The sequence below is a fragment of the Acinetobacter sp. PFS20 genome, assembly GCF_052261015.1.
Classification (GTDB): Bacteria; Pseudomonadota; Gammaproteobacteria; order Pseudomonadales; family Moraxellaceae; genus Acinetobacter.
Map to the genome: position 1 here is coordinate 3637206 of NZ_JBPVZE010000001.1, position 18426 is coordinate 3655631.

Sequence of the window (18426 nt, forward strand, 5' to 3'; positions counted from 1 at the left end):
TCTACATTTTAGCTTGTGGGCGGTCAGCCAAAGTTTGTCCCCGTCCAATAGCAATTGCACTTAAAATTTCTTCGGCAGTTGCTGGCGCATTAAGTACGAGCGGTGCATTTTCTGGAATAGCCGCCTGTACCGCCTGACGAATTGCAGAGAAAACAGATAATGCCAACATAAATGGAGGTTCACCTACCGCTTTGGAGCGATAGATGGTGTCTGCCTGATTTTGGTTATTAAACAGTTTGACGTTAAAAATATGAGGAATATCAAAACTGGTCGGGATTTTGTAAGTTGAAGGTGCATGCGTAAACAAGCGTCCTACATGTGGGCCTTGTGGCTGCCAATACAACTCTTCTGTGGTGAGCCACCCCATCCCTTGAACAAAGCCACCTTCAATTTGCCCAATATCAATTGCAGGGTTAATCGACTGACCAACGTCATGCAAAATGTCAGCCCGTAATACTTTCATTTCCCCAGTTAAGGTATCTATTGCGACCTCACTGACTGCTGCACCATAGGCATAATAGAAAAATGGACGCCCTAAATGGTTGACCTGATCGTAGTGAATTTCTGGTGTTTTATAAAAACCACTGTCCCATAGTTGCACACGTGCCATATATGCCCGTTGAACTAAGTCAGGAAATGTCCATGAATGTCCATTCGCTGTTGAAACCATACTATCTTCAAATTGGATTTGCTCAGCATCACTTTGACTTATTTCTGCTGCAAGTTTTGCCAGACGCTCACGAATTTTAATACAGGCATTTTGCACAGCTTTACCATTTAAATCCGCTCCACTCGATGCTGCGGTTGCCGATGTATTTGGCACACGAGAAGTATCGGTTGCAATTAAGCGAACACTATCGATTGGTAAACCCAACTCATGTGCAGCAACCTGCCGTACTTTGGTATATAGCCCCTGTCCCATTTCTGTACCACCATGCGTAATGGCGACCGTACCATCCATATACACATAAACCAATGCACCTGCCTGATTGTAATGCACGGCGTTAAACGAAATACCGAACATTAATGGTGTTAACGCAATACCGCGTTTAATGATGTCATTGTTCTGATTAAAGGTATGAATGGTCTGTTTACGTTTCGCATAATCACTACTTTGCAACAATTCAGCCACCAGTCGAGGAGCAACATTATCACGGACTTCTGCCCCATAATGCATACGATCACGTCCGGCACCGGGCTGCTCAGCAAAGAAATTACGCTGCCGAATTTCAACCGGATCACAACCTAAATAACGAGCAATGTCATCAATAATATTTTCAATGACAAACATGCCTTGCGGTCCACCAAAACCACGATATGCCGTATTGGAAACAGTATTGGTTTTACAGCGTAAGTTACGCAACTGAACCGCATTTAAATAATAGGCATTGCCAATATGACAAATAGCACGTTCATTCACAGGCCCAGAAAGATCAGCCGAAAAACCACAGTTTGAAGCCAATTGCACCTTTAGGCCTTGCAAAATACCAGTGTCATCAAAAGCCACCGACCATTCATATGCAAAACCGTGACGTTTGCCTGTAGCGCTCATGTCATCATCACGGTCTAAGCGTAATTTACAGGGATGGCCTGTTTTTTGTGCTGCCAAAGATGCAATGCATGCCCATTGTGCCGACTGCGACTCTTTACCACCAAAACCACCACCCATACGGCGGCTTTCCACACTCACCTGATGCATATTCATGCCTAATGCATGACAAATCAGCAACTGCATTTCTGTTGGATGTTGTGTCGAGCAATAGACTTTTAGGCCCTGATTTTCTTGTGGAATAGCATAGGAAATCTGTCCCTCTAGGTAAAAATGCTCTTGCCCACCCAACTCAATAGCACCTGAAAGTTGATGTGCAGCATTTTGAAATGCCTGTTCAACTTCACCATGACTAAATTCGACAGGCGGTAACACCCACGATTCTTTTTCAATCGCATCTTGAATTGTTAAAATCGGGGTTTCTGGCACATACTCAATTTTTGCCAACCGAACTGCCTGACGGGCTTGCTGATAACTATCGGCAACAACCACAAACAAGGCTTGTCCATAAAATTCGACCTGTTCCTCGGCAAAAATCGGGTCATCTTTAACAATTGGTCCCCAGTTATTTTCAACCTCAATATCTTTTGCTGAAAAAACTGCATGGACGCCATCAGCCTGACGTACTGCATCCAAATCAAACTTACTGATTTTACCTTTGGCACAACTCGAAAATCCGACCGCTAAGTGCATGGTATTTTCAAGTTCGGGTAAATCGTCAATATAAGTTGCCTGCCCAGTCACATGTAAATGTGCACTTTCGTGTGGAATGGAGTCGCCTGCTTTAGCAGACTTTTTAGAAACACTTAAGTCAATGGTTTGGTTCATGTTAGATCTCCACCAGAGCAATCAAGTCATTCACACGAGTGATCGCTTGAGACAGGATTTTTTCTACATAAAACCGCTGTAAACAGTTTTTCGCGACTTGTAAACGATATGCCGAACTAGCCCGTCCATCATCTAGAGGCTGATAGTCTTGCGACAACACGTACTGTGCCTGAACCATCAATTCTGCTGTAAGTTGCTGACCTTCCAATATGGCTTCTGCATATTTTGCACGTTTGGGAATAGCAGCCATGCCACCAAAAGCAATTCTCACATTGTGAGCAGCATAATGAGTATCTAACTCACATGAAATAGCTGCACATACCGCAGAAATATCTTGCTCAAAACGTTTGGCAATTTTATAGCTGGCAAATTTAAAACGCGTCTGCCCTTCACGAAGTGGAATAACAATCGCTTCAACAAATTCACCAAGCTGTAATGCTGTTTTTTGATAATCTAGATAAAAATCTTCCAAGGTGATTTCACGGGTCTGTTCACCTACACGCAAAATCAATCGTGTACCTAGCGTAATTAATGCCGGCATTGAGTCACCAATAGGCGAGCCATTTGCAATATTTCCACCTAGAGTTCCCGCGTTTTTAATCGGCATGGAAGCAAAACGGCGCTGTAATTCTTGAAAGTCAGGATAAAAATCTGAAATTTTGATGAGTGCATCACTCAAGCTTACATTTGCCCCAATCGTTAAAGCGTGGTTGGTAACTACAATCTTTTTCAGTTGTTCAACCTGACCGATATAAAGCATATCACCTAAATCACGGCCCTGCTTGGTTACCCACAAACCGACATCTGTGCTACCAGCGACAATACGTGCTTGCGGTAACTGCAAACGTAATGCGGCAAAATCCTGCAAAGTCTTTGGTGCAAAAAATTGCTGACCATGATCATTCAAATGCAATGCGGGTAATGCTTTAATCTCTTTTAATACATCAAGTACCTTTTGACGTTCTAATACAACACGTGGATAGTCATATGCTTTTTGTGCTGCATCTAAAATAGGGCGATAGCCTGTACAGCGACACAAGTTTCCAGAAATATAATCGCTGATTTGATCTTTGCTTGGAGGTTGTTTTTCATTTTCATACATTGACCATAAGGACATGATAAAACCGGGCGTACAAAAACCACATTGTGAACCATGCATGTCCACCATTGCCTGTTGTACTGGGTGAAGTGCTCCATCTTGTGTAGGCAATAAATTATGCAGATCTTCTACTGTAAACAGGGCTTTACCATCTAAAGTCGGTAAAAACTGAATACACGCATTCACACTGCGCAATTGCAGATTGTCATTGACCAACTCACCAATCACTACTGTACATGCACCACAATCGCCCTCAGCACAGCCCTCTTTTGTACCAGTCTGCCGAGTCTTACCCGTTTGAGTATATTCTCGCAAGAATTGTAAGACTGTCATGGTGGGTAATACATTTTCTACTTGTTGCTGACTACCACGAAAAAAAAAGGTGATTGGACGTTCTGACATGTTTTATCCTTATGCTCTATAGTACGGCATATTTGCAAATATGATGCCATCAGGCGATCATTTATAACTTACCCATATTAGTTGCACATTTCATGCTCAAATAATTGACTATTAACGATAAAAAACATGAAATTTATTCACCATTTATCTAATGCATGCCGAACAGGATAAATATAGTGCGACGAGTTATGAACATCAGGTCATGTTTCTGATACAATGCCGAGCTTGTCTAATAGAGTAAATTTATACGCCTTATGTCAATGCAGCAATCGTACGCAAACATTCTGACTGCCGTCGGTGAAGACCTTAATCGTCCCGGCCTTAAAGATACGCCTGTGCGTGCGGCTAAAGCTTTTTCATATTTAACTTCTGGCTATAGTAAAACTTTAGAAGAAGTCACCAATAATGCGGTTTTCCCATCAGATAACCATGAAATGGTATTGGTGAAGAATATTGAATTCTATTCGCTTTGCGAACATCATCTCCTCCCATTCTATGGCCGTGTTCATGTTGCCTATTTACCAGAAGGCAAAGTTCTTGGCTTATCTAAATTTGCGCGTATTACCGAGATGTTTGCTCGTCGTTTGCAAATTCAAGAAAATTTAACTCAGCAAATCGCTGAAGCTGTAGCTGAAGTGACTGGCGCACGTGGTGTTGCTGTCGTTATCGATTCAGCACATATGTGTATGATGATGCGTGGTGTAGGTAAACAGGAATCTACAACTCGTACAGTTTCTTTTGTCGGAGATTTTAAAACTGACAAAGAAGCACGCCGTGAATTCTTAAGTGCAGTTCCAGAAAGCTACTAATCTGGTGACTACTGCAAAAAAGCCCGACTCAGTTGGGCTTTTTTTATATTTAGATAAAGCACTTACTCTATAAAACATAACAATCAAATTATGTGATTTTTGTTATAAAAGTACACATCTTTAATTTTAAATAATTTATGAGTTAATCATGCGATTTAACAAAATTTCTTGCTTACTTTTATCCCCTCTTTTTATTTTTAGTACCTCAATTTATGCAGAGAATACATCAAAAGAGCAAGAAATTAAGAAACTGGTTGATCAAAATTTTAAACCTTTATTAGAAAAATATGATGTGCCCGGTATGGCTATTGGCGTCATCCAAAATAATAAAAAGTATGAAACGTATTATGGTCTACAATCCGTTCAAGATAAAAAAGCCGTAAATAGCAGTACCATTTTTGAGATAGGTTCTGTTAGTAAATTATTTACTGCTACAGCTGGCGGATATGCCAAAACAAAAGGAACAATTTCTTTTAAAGACACTCCCGGAAAATATTGGAAAGAATTAAAAAACACACCGATTGACCAAGTTAACTTACTTCAACTTGCTACTTATACAAGTGGCAACCTTGGCTTACAGTTTCCAGATGAAGTCCAAACAGACCAGCAAGTTTTAACTTTTTTCAAAGACTGGAAGCCTAAAAACTCAATCGGTGAATATCGACAATATTCAAATCCAAGCATTGGTTTATTTGGAAAAGTTGTTGCTTTGTCTATGAACAAACCTTTCGACCAAGTCTTAGAAAAAACCATTTTTCCAAATCTTGGCTTAAAACATAGCTATGTAAATGTGCCTAAAACTCAAATGCAAAACTATGCATTTGGCTATAACCAAGAAAATCAGCCGATTCGAGTTAACCCCGGCCCGCTAGATGCACCTGCGTACGGCGTTAAATCGACCTTACCTGATATGCTGAGTTTCGTTAATGCCAATCTAAATCCACAAAAATATCCGGCAGATATTCAACGCGCAATTAATGAAACACATCAAGGTTTCTACCAAGTGGGTACGACGTATCAAGCATTAGGTTGGGAAGAGTTCTCTTATCCAGCACCATTACAGACTTTATTAGACAGTAATTCAGAGCAAATCGTAATGAAATCTAATAAAGTGACAGCTATTTCAAAAGAACCTTCAGTCAAGATGTTCCACAAAACTGGTTCAACCAACGGTTTTGGAACCTATGTCGTGTTTATTCCAAAAGAAAATATTGGTTTAGTCATGTTAACCAATAAACGTATTCCCAATGAAGAACGCATTAAAGCAGCCTATGCGGTGTTAAATGCAATAAAGAAATAATCTTTTGCTAAAACAAAAAAGGGAGAAATGATTTCATTCATTTTTCCCTTTTTTTATTCATAATGCTATTTAAAAGAACCAAACATATCCTAGACTTGATTTCATCCAGTCTCGATGATTTTGTTGTTCATAATCCCAGTTTAATCGAACGGTATTATTACTATTAATCACATATTGCCACTGAGTATTTACTCTCAAATTCCATTGGTTTTGGTCTTCCCAATAGGGCAATTCAATTTGCACCACAGAGTTGAAGTGTTCAAACCACTGATTCATACAACCTAAAGTTGGGCCCATCCCTATGCGCCATCCTTTATCTAGATTTGAGCCTGCTTGTAGGTAGGTTTGTAGTTGCCCATAGCAAATATGTTTGCGTTCATAGTCAGCAAAGCTATATCCGACTTGAGCATTAAAATTCGCTACGCCATGCTGTTTTTCTTCACTAAAAGTACCATCATGAATCGCTTCCTGACGCCAACCTAAATTAAATCCCCAACTCAGCGGCGTTTTAAAAGGTTGAATCGGGTTATAAGAATTTACTTCTAGCAGATCCAGACGTTCTAGCTTTAAATGATCATTTCGCCACTGTGTATTACCATTTAAAAAAAGTAATTGAGTTCCCGCACGGTATCCTCCTTGAGGATCTATTAAGTCATGGTAGGCTTGGCGATGACCAATTTCGATAAACTTATCACCTTGCACCTCACCAGCTTTAACTGAAATATTACGTGCATTGTGACCTTGAGTTGGCACTTTTGTTGGTCTTTTAGGTTCTTGACGCTGTTTGTCTAAATCAATCTGACTTCTGAGTGCTAAAAGCTGCCGCAACTGCGGCTGAGCAACGCTTTCTTCTATTTTACGGCTCGTAAATTGAAGATATAAATCATCATAGGCCATCTCTAAAATTTTAGCCTGATCCTGCTCACTAAATGATTTTAAAATTTGAGAAGACTGCTGTGTTGGCATCATCGCAATGTGATGAGCCACCTTCGCTAGTGAGGCACCATGCTGATGAGCTTGGGCCAATAACTGAGTTTCTAAAGCAGGTCGATATACAGGAGCTTTAGTTAACCCTTGCTGCTGCATCGCTTTAATAGTTTCCATTGGGATGGAAGCATGAGTAAATTTTTCTTGTAAGTTAGATTCAGGTTTTACTAAATCGACTAACCCTAACAATCGATAGGCGCAATTATCACTTACAAAGTAATAAGGGAAGCTCACATGTTGCATTTCCCAAATATGGCTTACTAAAAACCGTGTTTCTTCAGGTGTTAAATTTAACTCATATTCCCATAAGTCACGGCTTTCAAAATCACCATACTCTTTTACCTTACGGTAATAAGGCATGAGTGAATATTCACCCGGATATTGCCCTGTTAAACCTTTCCATGCATATGACCAGTTGTCGTTACCTGCTACAGTTGCTGCATAATTTACAGCGTAAGAAACTAAATTTAATTGTTGCTGATCTTTGGGGTCTAAACGCAATAAAGTATGGCCAAACATTGAGCTCGGATTGCCCATAAAATCTGTCGCATAAATTAATGTCGCTTTATGAGGCTTAATCTGCCCAATCCAATTTTCAAACTCTGAACACTTCACTTGAGGCAATTCATTTTCTTGAATGCCTACTTTTTTTATAAGCCATTGACTGCGTGCCGGAAATTTACAGCGAATCGACTGATTATCTTGAGCGGGCATAAATAATGCCGAGATATCCGCTTTCAGTTCTTCTTTTAAATTATTTTTCCCATTTTCCGACATGAAATAGCCAGAATAAGTCACTTCACTTTTATGGTCTTTATTGGCATACATAAGCCTTTGCCAGGTAATGTCTTGATCTAAGTTTTTCTGTTCTGCAATTGACCAATATTTTTGAATAGATGGATTTATATCTGCTGAATACGCAATATTAACTGCCAAAGAGGCAAAAACTAAAACAACTGACTTCATTAAGCTCATCAATTTTTATCATTAAATATAAGAAAAACCCTGCCAAACGACAGGGTTTTCAATTTCAAACTTATACGTAAGCTTTTAAAACGTCGTCTTTAGCCATTACAGTTTGTAGTGATGCTAAAACTTGAAGGGTATTTTGGTTGTTTGCAGAATAGATTTCACCAAAGTTTGCTTTTGAAACTTTAAAGAAACGGTCTTTGTCTTGAGGTTTGATTTGCATTAACTCAGCAAGTACGTTCAGGCTTTCACCTTGGCCTACAGCCATATCACGTGCTAAAGCTTCTGCATTTTCATTTGTGAATGTTACAACTTGCGCTGTTACTGTTCCGCCTTGACGGCAGCCTAAAGTACCGAAAGTGATCCCTAGTAATTGGTTAGTAAAAATACCGTTTGTTGTTGCAGCAAGAATTTTAGGCGCTACTCCTTTTTTACCAGCCCATATTTGTGTACCTGCACCACAACCCACATCGTTGTCAGCCATTGCAACACTTGAACCAGCTGCTAATAAAGCAGCTAAAGCTAATTTTTTTAACATAGATGTAAATCTCCAAAATCATTATTGATTGTTTCTTATGTGTTGTATTGTTATGTGTAATTCTTATTACACGATATTAAAGATAGCGAGAAGGCTGTGATTTAGCAATTAAAAAATAAACAATATGATAAAAAGTGCAAAAGAAAAATTATCTTAAATTCCAGTTACCTTGATTATCCCTGTTGCCTAATATTTTGAGCACGAGTACGAGACTTAAAATTAATAATAAATACCACGATCCTAGCTTGCCCCAACCGACCATATGCCAAGCATCGACCTGACTTGGATAAAGCCAGATTTTATAAAATGTACTTATATTTTCAGCAATCCAGATCAGAAACGCGAGTGTAAACAAAACAGGTAACATCGGGATTTTAAATTTATGTTCATTTAACTGGAAATAAAGTTTTGTTTTCCAAAAAATAAAAATACTAATCGCGAATAAAATATAGCGAATGTCTGGAACAAAAAATTTACTCATAAAATTTATATATGAGAAAAATGCCAGTAACAGCATAGCTCCAAAACTTGGAAGTTTTTCAAAAGACACTTGAAACAGTCGGATTGAACGTGCAAAAAAACTACCCACAGCTGAATACATAAAGCCTGCAAATAAAGGCACAGTTAAGATTTTAAATACGGCGGGCTGTGGATATTGCCATGATGCAATTGCAGGATGCGTTAGGAATATTTCCATGCACATCGCCATAACGTGAAATAAAGCAATAACCTTGGCTTCTGCCCATGACTCCAGTTTTAAATAGAGTAAGCAGATCTGGATTAAAACTGCATAAGTCAGTAAATAATCATAACGATAGAACCCCATGTATTCATGGCTTCCCATCGGTGCTGTTAAAGCAAAAGCAATTAAAAGCAGAATACCAAACAAGGCTGCCGAGACAGCCTTGCCGATAAATTGAAACGGTAAAGTTAGATATTGCACAAAAACTATCCTAGATATTTAGCACTATACTCATGCACTGTATCTACAAAGATTTTTGGTTGTGCAGGGTCTACCCATTGAGTAATCCCATGGCCCAAGTTAGCAATGTAACCCGTCTTTTCGCCATTAGCGTAGGCATCGTCCAACATCGCTTTTACTGCTTTCTCAATTGAAGCAGCCGAACCATATAAAACAGCCGGATCAAGATTCCCTTGCAGAGCGACACGTCCAGCCACTGTAGTTCGAGCCGTATTTAATGGTGTCGTCCAATCTAAACCTAAAGCATCTGCACCTGTTGTGATCATTGGCTCTAACCATTGACCGCCACCTTTAGTGAACACAATAACAGGAATACGTCGGCCATCTTTCTCACGTTGTAAACCTGCAATGATTTTATTCATGTAGTTTAAAGAGAATTCGACATATTCACGGTGTGCTAATGCCCCACCCCAGCTATCAAAGATCTGGATGGCCTGAGCACCAGCATCAATTTGAGCATTTAAATAGTCAATGACTGAGTCTGCTAAATGATCAAGCAAAGCATGTAAAACTTCTGGTTGAGCGTACATCATCTGCTTGGTAAAACGGAATTCTTTACTTGAACCACCTTCAACCATATAAGTTGCAAGTGTCCAAGGGCTTCCAGAGAAACCAATCAGTGGAACTTGACCATCTAAAGCAGAACGAATTGTACTTACCGCATTCATCACATAATCAAGATCTGATTTTGCATTTAACTTTGGTAAATTTGCGACCTCTTGTTCAGTACGTACGGTCTTTTGAAACTTAGGGCCTTCGCCAGTTTCAAAATAAAGTCCTAAACCGAGTGCATCTGGAATAGTTAAAATATCTGAAAATAAAATTGCTGCATCTAAGTCGTAACGACGCAAAGGTTGTAAAGTCACTTCACAGGCAAAATCTGTATTTTTACATAAAGATAGGAAATCACCTGCTTTTGAACGTGTTTCACGATATTCAGGCAAATAACGCCCTGCTTGACGCATCATCCACACTGGTGTGGTATCTACAGGTTCGCGTAACAAAGCACGGAGGAAACGATCATTTTTCAAAGTCGTCATTACCAATCTCTATCTTCTTTATGTGGCAGCATCATATCAAAAATAGAGACATTTTTATAATTTCAATTTCACACAAAAAACTCGTCAATCTACTAAAAAATGCATATTTACACAAAAGTCTACTGCAAGCCTTGGGGTTTTCTGCAATACTTGCAACATGTTACATTGGGGTTATTGGATATTCTTTTAATCACTAAATTACCAATCTTGGGCTCATAGAAATGAGTTATTGGTAATTTTATGCACTTTGAGATTAGATCAATCCCCTATTGCTTATATGAAAATTCTTAAGGTTGAATTACATGTTTGTTCGCTCATTACTCGCTATGAGTTTAAGTTGTATTATTGCTAATGTTGCTTTTGCTGCTTCAACAACTGAGCAACCCCTGAACCCTAAAAAGGTATCAGCTCCTGTAGAAGATCCGATTGATCCTTTAGCAGTAGATGCAGCTTCAACTGTAAAAGCTCAAGCTTCGACACAAATTACCGCTCAAGAACAAAATGACTTAAACCGGGCGTCAACAACATTACAAAATTTACAGAAAACTGAAGACCCAAATGCTGAATCAGGCATCGCGGCGTCTACTCCAGCTGTTGCTAAAAGCAGCACTGCGTCTACGGCTCCTGCGACAACCGCTGCATCATGGACTTTAGATAGCTTAAACTCGGCAGAATGGTCTGAAAATATTGGTAAAGGCCAACTTCCAGTTTATGCGCGTGCACATGTAATGCTCAATAATGCACATGCTTCGCCAGGTGCAATTGACGGCATGAGCGGTAAAAATACATTAAAAGCAATTTCTTCATTCCAACAAATGAATGGTTTATCACCTACTGGTGACCTGACCAAAGAAACTTGGGATGCGTTAGTTGCTAAACAAACCAAACCAGCATTTATTGAATACACAATTTCTGATGCTGACCTAAAAGGCCCATATGCTGAGTCGATTCCTTCTGACTATGCATTACAAGCTAAAATGAAAGGTTTGTACTACACGCGTGTAACCGAAATGTTGGGCGAGAAGTTTCATATTGATGAAGCTTTCTTAAAGAAAATTAACCCAACTGCGACATTCAAAAAAGCGGGTGAAAAAATCATTGTTCCAAACGTACGCAATGATTTACCAGAAGATATTCATTTGATTATTGCCCATAAAGGTGCAAAACAATTGTATCTCTTCAATAGCCGGAACCAAATGATTGCCTCATTTCCTGCAACAATTGGCAGTACTGATACGCCTTCTCCGGCCGGTACTTACAAGGTAGTTGGTGTGGCTCGTAACCCTTGGTACAGCTATTCACCTTCGAACTTCGTACAAGGTAAAAACTTAAAACCTCTTTCTTTACCACCTGGCCCGAATGCTCCAGTGGGTAATATCTGGATTGGTTTAAGTAAAAAATCTTTCGGTATTCACGGAACACCGAATCCATCTTTAATTTCTAAAACAGCATCACACGGTTGTATCCGTTTAACAAACTGGGATGCAAACGATTTAGGAAATAAAGTACGTTCTGGCGTAACTGTTAAATTCCTTGAGTAATCCATATATTCTTTAAAAGACCTGCCTTCATGGCAGGTTTTTTATTCTTAAAAAATTGATCAATAAAAACTTTACAACCATATCAATTATGCAACGACATGTTGCAGTTAGCCTATTTTTCTAGTCTCCATAGAACATTAATATATTTCTCAAGAGATAAATAAAAAATTTGGGAGATTAAATCATGAATACTTATCTACATCGTGGTGAAGATCGAGGTCATGTAAAAGCGGGTTGGTTAGAGTCTTATCATAGCTTTTCATTTGGTAGCTGGTACGATCCTAAATATATGGGTGTTAGTGCATTACGTGTGATTAATGACGACAGAATTGATGCGCATAATGGTTTTGGTACACACTCGCATGACAACATGGAAATCTTAACCTGTGTGCTAGATGGTGCTATTTCACACCGTGACACCATGGGAAATGAAGGTCAGATTAAAGCAGGTGAATGGCAGCTCATGAGCGCTGGCACAGGTGTTGCCCACAGTGAAATCAACAACACTGATACGCCTGTACATTTATTACAGATCTGGATTATTCCAGACGTAAAAGAAGCTGAGCCAAATTACCAGCAAATTAGCCTTGACCCACGTAATGATCCAAACAAATGGCATTTAATCGCAGGGCCTGATGCAAATGCACCGATGCATATTCGCCAAAATACAGAGATAAAGTCAGCTGTATTGGAAAAAGGACATGAGTTAAACGTTGAGCCAGTTAAAAAAGTGAACTATGTACACGTGATTTCAGGTGTAATCCTTATTGGCGATCAAGAAGTTAAAGCAGGCGATGCTTTCGTGTTTGAAGGTAAAGCGACGATTCAAGCAACTGAAGATAGTCAATTTATCTGGTTCGATTTACCTTAAATCATTCAAAGCCCTTTGCATAAAAGGGCTTTTTAATCTCCACCGCCGCCACTATCGCAGCTACCTGAATCTGAAGATGATGAACAATCATTTGAATAACTAGAGCTATGATGACTAGGACTATTATCGTAAAAATGATGTGTTGAAGAAGATGAATGATCGTGTTCGCCAGATGACCAATTGTTTTTTAGATTTTTGAGTAGAGCAATTAAACAGATCATTCCAATACTAGAAAAAATTGCAATAAATATAATAATAAATAACTTCAAATAACGACCTCCTACTAAAGCAACAGAGATGTGTGTTGTGTTCCTATTTCATTATTTAAATGAGTCATGCTGAAGAAACAAGTTGTTTTTTGATAAATAAGCTCAAACCTTTAATTTTCCTTTACATATAAATAAGCACTTGCTCTTGATATACCTAAATGTTGCGCAACTGTCTCGACAGCCTTTTTAATATCTAACAAACCATTATTCTTTAGCTCATGTATTAATTTTTTTCTCTCATTGAGTTTTAGCATACGCGGTGTAGTGGCATGTTTTGAGGCAAATTGATCGATATATTTACGGATTGCTTCAGTGCCACTCGGCTCCAAATTTTCAACAATATTATCAGTTTCAATTTTAGTGAAATGCTCTAAAGCACTTTGCATCCCTCTAAATAGGGTTAAATCAATATTCATGCATAAAGCAGCCACATACTGGCCCTCTTCATCTTTAATTCCAATAGACGTGCTTTTTGCGGGACGGCCATCTGCAAACTGATTTGCATAGTTTGAAATAAGATTCGGAAATTCTGGAGACATGATTCTAGCCAATCCTAATTCAGTTGCTGGATCTCCAACTTTTCGACCAGATAAATTATTGTGTATTGAAAGTATGGCATGTTCAGGATTTGTTAAGTCATGGACCACAACTTCGCAAAAAGGAGATAGCGTTTCACTTAATCCCTTTGCAATTGTATCTAGCTGAGTGAGTAAATGTTTATCACGATTGCCCAATGTATTTCCTCCTAATAACTTACTTACTATTTCAAACCCTAGCGTGAAGCATGCAATAGTAATTTAGACTTTTTATCTAATTTTAAACTTAATGTAAATCAAAATCTTATATCTCATTGTTATCACATTAGAAAATAAAATTAGACATTTTATCTATATATATATATTTTATCTAAACAAGGTCAATATATTGTGCGTTGCTTGAGCAATAGCAAATCTTGCATCCGAAAACATTGAATAGCATTAGGTTTAATTATGAAAAATTTAACCCTTCCCACTTATGAAGATGTAGCAGCCGCTGCTGAACGTATAAAAGGTTTTGCAAATAAAACTCCTGTTTTAACTTCACGTACTGTGAACAATGAATTTGAAGCAGAAGTATTTTTTAAATGTGAGAATTTTCAGCGAGTTGGCGCTTTTAAATTTCGTGGTGCAATGAATGCACTTTTGCAATTTAGTGATGCTCAAAAAAAAGCGGGGGTGGTTGCTTTCTCTTCGGGAAACCACGCACAAGCGATCGCACTGTCAGCAAAAACTCTTGGTATTCCAGCCATAATCGTTATGCCTCAAGATGCTCCTGCTGCAAAAATGGCAGCAACGCGAGAATACGGCGGTAATATTGTTGAATTTGACCGTTATACAGAAGATCGGGAAAAAATTGGAAAAGAGATCGCCGAAAAAAATGGCCTGACACTCATTCCTTCTTATGACCATCCACATGTAATTGCAGGTCAAGGAACGGCTGCAAAAGAGTTATTTGAAGAAGTTGGTGACTTAGATTACCTGTTTGTATGTTTAGGTGGTGGCGGTTTATTGGCGGGCTCTGCCTTATCTGCCCGTCAACTCTCCCCTAACTGTAAAATATTTGGGGTTGAACCTGCGCTAGGAAATGATGGACAAATGTCATTTAGAAAAGGAGAAATTGTCCATATTGATACGCCACAAACCATTGCCGATGGTGCTCAAACTCAATATTTAGGCAAATTAACATTCCCTATTATTCAAAAGAATGTAGATGACATTTTGACAGTAGAAGATGAAGACCTGATTAGCTGTATGAAGTTCTTTGCTGAAAGAATGAAAATGGTCGTTGAACCGACAGGATGTCTCGGATTTGCTGCTGCGCGTAATTTAAAGCATGAGTTAAAAGGCAAACGTATAGGCATCATTATTAGTGGCGGGAATGTCGATATTTCTAAATATGTAGAGTTTTTATCTGCTTAATAAAAGTCACTGTCTATCTATGATGTCAGTTAGTGCGTCATAGATAGGTATCACATGCTACTCGTCTCTCGACTTGTTCACGTCTTAATTTAAATATTAATTTTTAGAGATGGTTATGAGATTTATTTCCGAGTCGGAATCTTCTGCGCTCATCAATCATGAACTGGCTTATGACGCCATTTACCAAGCTTTAATTGCTGCAACTCAACCAGAAACTAAAAGTTTTCCTGTGGTTCACGGTCAAGGGTCCGATAGCAAAAATACCTTTAGCGTTAAGTCATCGGCGACTCAGCACTTAGCTGGTCTTAAAGTTGGTTCTTTTTGGGAAGATAATCCTAAAAATGGTTTGCCTCGACATAACGCACTTATTTTACTATTTAATCAGGCCAACGGAAGAATGGCAGCAGCTATTGAAGCAGGCAAAGTCAATGCTTTTCGTACAGCCGCGTCTAATGCAGTTGCGACCAATTTACTTGCAAGAAAAGATTCAAAAGTATTGGCTATATTTGGTACAGGAAATCAAGCTAAATATGAATGCGAGGCTTTAGCGAGAATTAGAATTTTCAAACAGATTTTGATAGTTGGACGCGACTCAAGTAAAGCTGAACAAATGGCAGAAGACCTCAAACACTTAGGCGTTCAGCTTCAAATTACGAGTGCAAAAGAAGCTTGTGAACAAGCTGATATTATTGTGACAGCAACATCTTCGAGTTCTCCTCTTTTTAAAGCAGAATGGGTCAAAGCTGGCACACATATTTCATCGATGGGTTCCGATAAACAAGGCAAACAAGAACTTCCGCCAGAGTTATTTTCACATTGTGGTTTATTTTGTGATCTTGATGTTCAGTCTAAACTCATTGGTGAATTTCAACATGTGCCTGAGTCTGCAACTTTAATCAATATAGGTGATGTGCTTTTAGCAAACGTTCAAGGGAGACAGTCTCAGGAACAAATCACAATTTATGACAGTTCAGGGCTATCCATCCAAGATTTATATATTGCTCAAAAAATTTTAGAAATTTCTTAATCTTTACATTTAACTGCATCATTCAAGCGGATGCAGTTAAGTTAAAATATCTTCCTTTTTATAACGCTTTTCGAATTCTTTCTTAAAATCAGAATTCATCTTGAGTAAAAACTTTGGCAAAAGACGCTATATATTGCTCGGCCTTAGCCTCATAATTTTGAAAACCTGAATCAAAAATCCATCTTTCAATTTCAGATTTTTTGACTAAATTTTGCAAATAAAGCTGATGATGTTTGTCTAACTCTTCTTTTAAACTTCTTAGCATAAGTTCATTTAAACCAGCGGGAGGATTCAGGCCTGTATCTAAAATACTCGGGGCAAATGCCACACTTTTCAGTTCCAGTTGATGTGCTGTTTTTACAGCAGTTCTTATCGCAGACTCGATTCTCTCTATCGTGAAATCTTCTGGAGCGCCCATTCCTATTAGTAAAACTTTAGAGGCTTGTATGGTTGATGGAGTTTGATTTATTAAAAGAGCATCATTCAATTTCGCGCTAAACCAATTATTTTTTCGTATCAGATCTAATCTGCCATTTAGAGCTTCATCTAAATGTGCTAAGCCACCCGAAAAAGAACGGTTATTTATTTCATGTTCAAAAATACAAGTACAGGAAAGTTCAACCTCGGCCGAGGTGCAGTCCCAAGTCACGAGTTCGATGTCTAGATTTTGATAGTGACCAATTTTTGTTTGCTTTATAACTGTGCTCATATTTTGCTCTTCTATTTTTACCATGCATATTTAAGTTCAAGACCTAAATAATTTGAGTCTTTACCACCTGCTTTCTTAATGGTATCTCCGACTTCAAAGTGAACCCCTTCGGCAGCAACAGACAAATTAGAATTTATTTTTTGATCTGCTCTTAGTTGAATATATGCTCCCGTCCAGCTTGAGCCTTGTCCTGCTGTGTTCGCCATGCTGTTATTACCTTGGAAATAAACTGCATCATTGGTGGTTTCACGCCACTGAAAGCCTAAAGCACTTAACAGAGTAAGTTTATCGGAAGGCTTAAGTGTGAGAGATGGTTTTATGTGAATAATATTGCTGTAGCCACTATAACCCGCCAAAGTAAAGTATGAACCGTTTGCAAAGAGCTGGTTAAAAGTATTGAGCTCATTATCGTTGGCGTTTTTATCACCTGTGGCAATATCAAACTGGACGCCTAAACGCGGTGACCAAGCTTGCTCAGCAAACGTATACCCTGTAATACTACTGAGTCCCCATGCTTGAATAGTTTGTCCACCAATCCTTCCATGTTGCAGCATGCCTTCAACATCCCAATCGATATTATTCTTTTTACCCATATGGCGAACGTCATATAAGTCGCGAATCTCATTTCCCTTAATGCTTGTAAAAGATGCATTATCCCGTTCATAACGCGAGTAATAACCGGACAACTCACCTCCCCACACATTTTGTTTATCTACGCGAAAGCCGCTAAAACTTAAATTACGTTTCGAGTGATCATTAAAAGTTGAATCTTTTTCAATTTGAACAGGTCTGGTGAGATAGCCTAAAACTCTCCAATCGCCATATTCATAACCCGACCAAATGCCATCAAAGGCTTGCCTAACGTTTGGGCCTTCACGATTTGAAATAAAGCGCTGTAAGTCAAATGCCATCTCTTGACGGCCCACTCTAAACTTAAAAGTTCCGTTATTTAAAGGACTCACCCACGCAATAAAAGCTTGCTCTACATCGAGTCTATTCTGATCGGTGCTGCTAATATTCTTTTTATCAAACGCTCGCGCGTCACTGAGCTGAGTAAATAATTGTAAATGATCGCCAATACGTGCATCTGCATGAACTTGTAATCTTTGAATTAAATAGCGATCAGCTTGATTATTTCCGCTGCCAAATCTCGCATTATTATTGACTTCAAAACGCTCACGAATATTCGCACCCAATGACAAATAATTATTATTGCCAAAGGGTATATATTTAAAATCGTCCCCTATTTTCTTTGGAACACACGAGTTTTTTAAAACATCCCAATTTTCTTGCCACCGATTCGTTGAAATCTTTGGGCGAGCTGGACATGTATTTGTATTTGAGGCCTCATTTTCCGCATGAGAAAATTCATAAAGAAATAAACTCCCCGTAAGCAAGACGCTCATTTTTATAATTTTAAGATAATTTTCTGAGGTCCTAATGCGATATTTTCTATCATTAGAAATAGGCTGAGCCATATGGTTATCCACGGTAATAAACAGGTCATTGCAGAGACTTCGTCTTTTACACTCACACCGCCCTTAGGCC

The 18426-nt window shown here is 38.7% G+C and carries 16 protein-coding genes; 6 read left to right on the top strand and 10 right to left on the bottom strand.

The window, feature by feature from the left end:
* Position 1: 1 nt before the first annotated feature.
* Entirely contained in the window at positions 2–2377 is a 2376-nt protein-coding gene (gene xdhB / locus ACS125_RS17240) for a xanthine dehydrogenase molybdopterin binding subunit (RefSeq protein ID WP_443273541.1), read from the bottom strand.
* Position 2378: 1 nt separating this feature from the next.
* Positions 2379–3878 (bottom strand): xanthine dehydrogenase small subunit, encoded by a 1500-nt coding sequence (gene xdhA, locus ACS125_RS17245; RefSeq protein WP_443273543.1) that lies wholly within the window; start codon positions 3876–3878, stop codon positions 2379–2381.
* A gap of 260 nt (positions 3879–4138) precedes the next feature.
* Here xdhA and folE point away from each other — a divergent pair, with 260 nt between their 5' ends.
* The gene (gene folE, locus ACS125_RS17250; protein WP_001187844.1) at positions 4139–4687 is read left to right on the top strand and encodes a GTP cyclohydrolase I FolE; all 549 of its coding nucleotides are present in this window, start codon (positions 4139–4141) and stop codon (positions 4685–4687) included.
* A gap of 148 nt (positions 4688–4835) precedes the next feature.
* Entirely contained in the window at positions 4836–5987 is a 1152-nt protein-coding gene (gene blaADC / locus ACS125_RS17255; protein WP_443273546.1) for an ADC family extended-spectrum class C beta-lactamase, read from the top strand.
* Positions 5988–6056: 69 nt separating this feature from the next.
* Here blaADC and ACS125_RS17260 read toward each other — a convergent pair whose 3' ends face one another.
* The 4 genes from ACS125_RS17260 to hemE form a co-directional block, all read right to left on the bottom strand.
* The gene (locus ACS125_RS17260) at positions 6057–7940 is read right to left on the bottom strand and encodes an Lnb N-terminal periplasmic domain-containing protein (protein ID WP_443273548.1); all 1884 of its coding nucleotides are present in this window, start codon (positions 7938–7940) and stop codon (positions 6057–6059) included.
* Between the two features lie 70 nt (positions 7941–8010).
* Positions 8011–8481: a DUF3015 family protein gene (locus ACS125_RS17265; protein WP_005307224.1), complete on the bottom strand. Its 471-nt coding sequence runs from the start codon at positions 8479–8481 to the stop codon at positions 8011–8013.
* Between the two features lie 148 nt (positions 8482–8629).
* Complete coding sequence (locus ACS125_RS17270; protein ID WP_312824697.1) at positions 8630–9424, bottom strand: DUF817 family protein; 795 nt, start codon at positions 9422–9424, stop codon at positions 8630–8632.
* A 5-nt stretch (positions 9425–9429) separates the two neighbouring features.
* On the bottom strand, positions 9430–10503 hold the full coding sequence (gene hemE, locus ACS125_RS17275) for a uroporphyrinogen decarboxylase (RefSeq protein WP_443273551.1): 1074 nt from the start codon (positions 10501–10503) through the stop codon (positions 9430–9432).
* 302 nt (positions 10504–10805) lie between these two features.
* Here hemE and ACS125_RS17280 point away from each other — a divergent pair, with 302 nt between their 5' ends.
* Together ACS125_RS17280 and ACS125_RS17285 are read left to right on the top strand one after the other, a co-directional pair.
* Positions 10806–12044, top strand: a complete 1239-nt coding sequence (locus ACS125_RS17280) for a L,D-transpeptidase family protein (protein ID WP_004790931.1) — start codon at positions 10806–10808, stop codon at positions 12042–12044.
* Between the two features lie 184 nt (positions 12045–12228).
* Positions 12229–12915 (top strand): pirin family protein, encoded by a 687-nt coding sequence (locus ACS125_RS17285; protein WP_005307235.1) that lies wholly within the window; start codon positions 12229–12231, stop codon positions 12913–12915.
* A gap of 32 nt (positions 12916–12947) precedes the next feature.
* On the opposite strand, the gene ACS125_RS17290 is transcribed toward ACS125_RS17285, so the two are convergent.
* Both ACS125_RS17290 and ACS125_RS17295 read right to left on the bottom strand, forming a co-directional pair.
* Positions 12948–13184 (bottom strand): hypothetical protein, encoded by a 237-nt coding sequence (locus ACS125_RS17290; RefSeq protein WP_443273554.1) that lies wholly within the window; start codon positions 13182–13184, stop codon positions 12948–12950.
* A gap of 110 nt (positions 13185–13294) precedes the next feature.
* The gene (locus tag ACS125_RS17295) at positions 13295–13918 is read right to left on the bottom strand and encodes a helix-turn-helix transcriptional regulator (RefSeq protein WP_013197177.1); all 624 of its coding nucleotides are present in this window, start codon (positions 13916–13918) and stop codon (positions 13295–13297) included.
* Positions 13919–14173: 255 nt separating this feature from the next.
* On the opposite strand from ACS125_RS17295, the gene ACS125_RS17300 reads away from it, so the two are divergent.
* Positions 14174–15142 (top strand): threo-3-hydroxy-L-aspartate ammonia-lyase, encoded by a 969-nt coding sequence (locus ACS125_RS17300; RefSeq protein ID WP_443273556.1) that lies wholly within the window; start codon positions 14174–14176, stop codon positions 15140–15142.
* 115 nt (positions 15143–15257) lie between these two features.
* Positions 15258–16169, top strand: a complete 912-nt coding sequence (locus ACS125_RS17305) for an ornithine cyclodeaminase family protein (RefSeq protein WP_443273558.1) — start codon at positions 15258–15260, stop codon at positions 16167–16169.
* Between the two features lie 88 nt (positions 16170–16257).
* Here the strand turns inward: ACS125_RS17305 and ACS125_RS17310 are convergent, their stop codons facing one another.
* Both ACS125_RS17310 and ACS125_RS17315 read right to left on the bottom strand, forming a co-directional pair.
* Positions 16258–16878 carry a M17 family peptidase N-terminal domain-containing protein gene (locus ACS125_RS17310; RefSeq protein ID WP_443274020.1) on the bottom strand — a complete coding sequence of 207 codons (621 nt, stop codon included), beginning with the start codon at positions 16876–16878 and terminating at the stop codon, positions 16258–16260.
* Between the two features lie 17 nt (positions 16879–16895).
* Positions 16896–18356 carry an alginate export family protein gene (locus ACS125_RS17315; protein WP_443273560.1) on the bottom strand — a complete coding sequence of 487 codons (1461 nt, stop codon included), beginning with the start codon at positions 18354–18356 and terminating at the stop codon, positions 16896–16898.
* Positions 18357–18426 lie beyond the last annotated feature (70 nt).

What these genes read in the sequence shown, in the direction of transcription:
- ACS125_RS17265 (WP_005307224.1), bottom strand. Translation starts at nt 8,481, where the DNA reads ATGTTAAAAAAATTAGCTTTAGCTGCTTTATTAGCAGCTGGTTCAAGT.
- ACS125_RS17310 (WP_443274020.1), bottom strand. Translation starts at nt 16,878, where the DNA reads ATGAGCACAGTTATAAAGCAAACAAAAATTGGTCACTATCAAAATCTA.
- ACS125_RS17260 (WP_443273548.1), bottom strand. Translation starts at nt 7,940, where the DNA reads ATGAAGTCAGTTGTTTTAGTTTTTGCCTCTTTGGCAGTTAATATTGCG.
- xdhB (WP_443273541.1), bottom strand. Translation starts at nt 2,377, where the DNA reads ATGAACCAAACCATTGACTTAAGTGTTTCTAAAAAGTCTGCTAAAGCA.
- xdhA (WP_443273543.1), bottom strand. Translation starts at nt 3,878, where the DNA reads ATGTCAGAACGTCCAATCACCTTTTTTTTTCGTGGTAGTCAGCAACAA.
- ACS125_RS17280 (WP_004790931.1), top strand. Translation starts at nt 10,806, where the DNA reads ATGTTTGTTCGCTCATTACTCGCTATGAGTTTAAGTTGTATTATTGCT.
- hemE (WP_443273551.1), bottom strand. Translation starts at nt 10,503, where the DNA reads ATGACGACTTTGAAAAATGATCGTTTCCTCCGTGCTTTGTTACGCGAA.
- ACS125_RS17285 (WP_005307235.1), top strand. Translation starts at nt 12,229, where the DNA reads ATGAATACTTATCTACATCGTGGTGAAGATCGAGGTCATGTAAAAGCG.
- blaADC (WP_443273546.1), top strand. Translation starts at nt 4,836, where the DNA reads ATGCGATTTAACAAAATTTCTTGCTTACTTTTATCCCCTCTTTTTATT.
- ACS125_RS17305 (WP_443273558.1), top strand. Translation starts at nt 15,258, where the DNA reads ATGAGATTTATTTCCGAGTCGGAATCTTCTGCGCTCATCAATCATGAA.
- folE (WP_001187844.1), top strand. Translation starts at nt 4,139, where the DNA reads ATGCAGCAATCGTACGCAAACATTCTGACTGCCGTCGGTGAAGACCTT.
- ACS125_RS17300 (WP_443273556.1), top strand. Translation starts at nt 14,174, where the DNA reads ATGAAAAATTTAACCCTTCCCACTTATGAAGATGTAGCAGCCGCTGCT.
- ACS125_RS17315 (WP_443273560.1), bottom strand. Translation starts at nt 18,356, where the DNA reads ATGGCTCAGCCTATTTCTAATGATAGAAAATATCGCATTAGGACCTCA.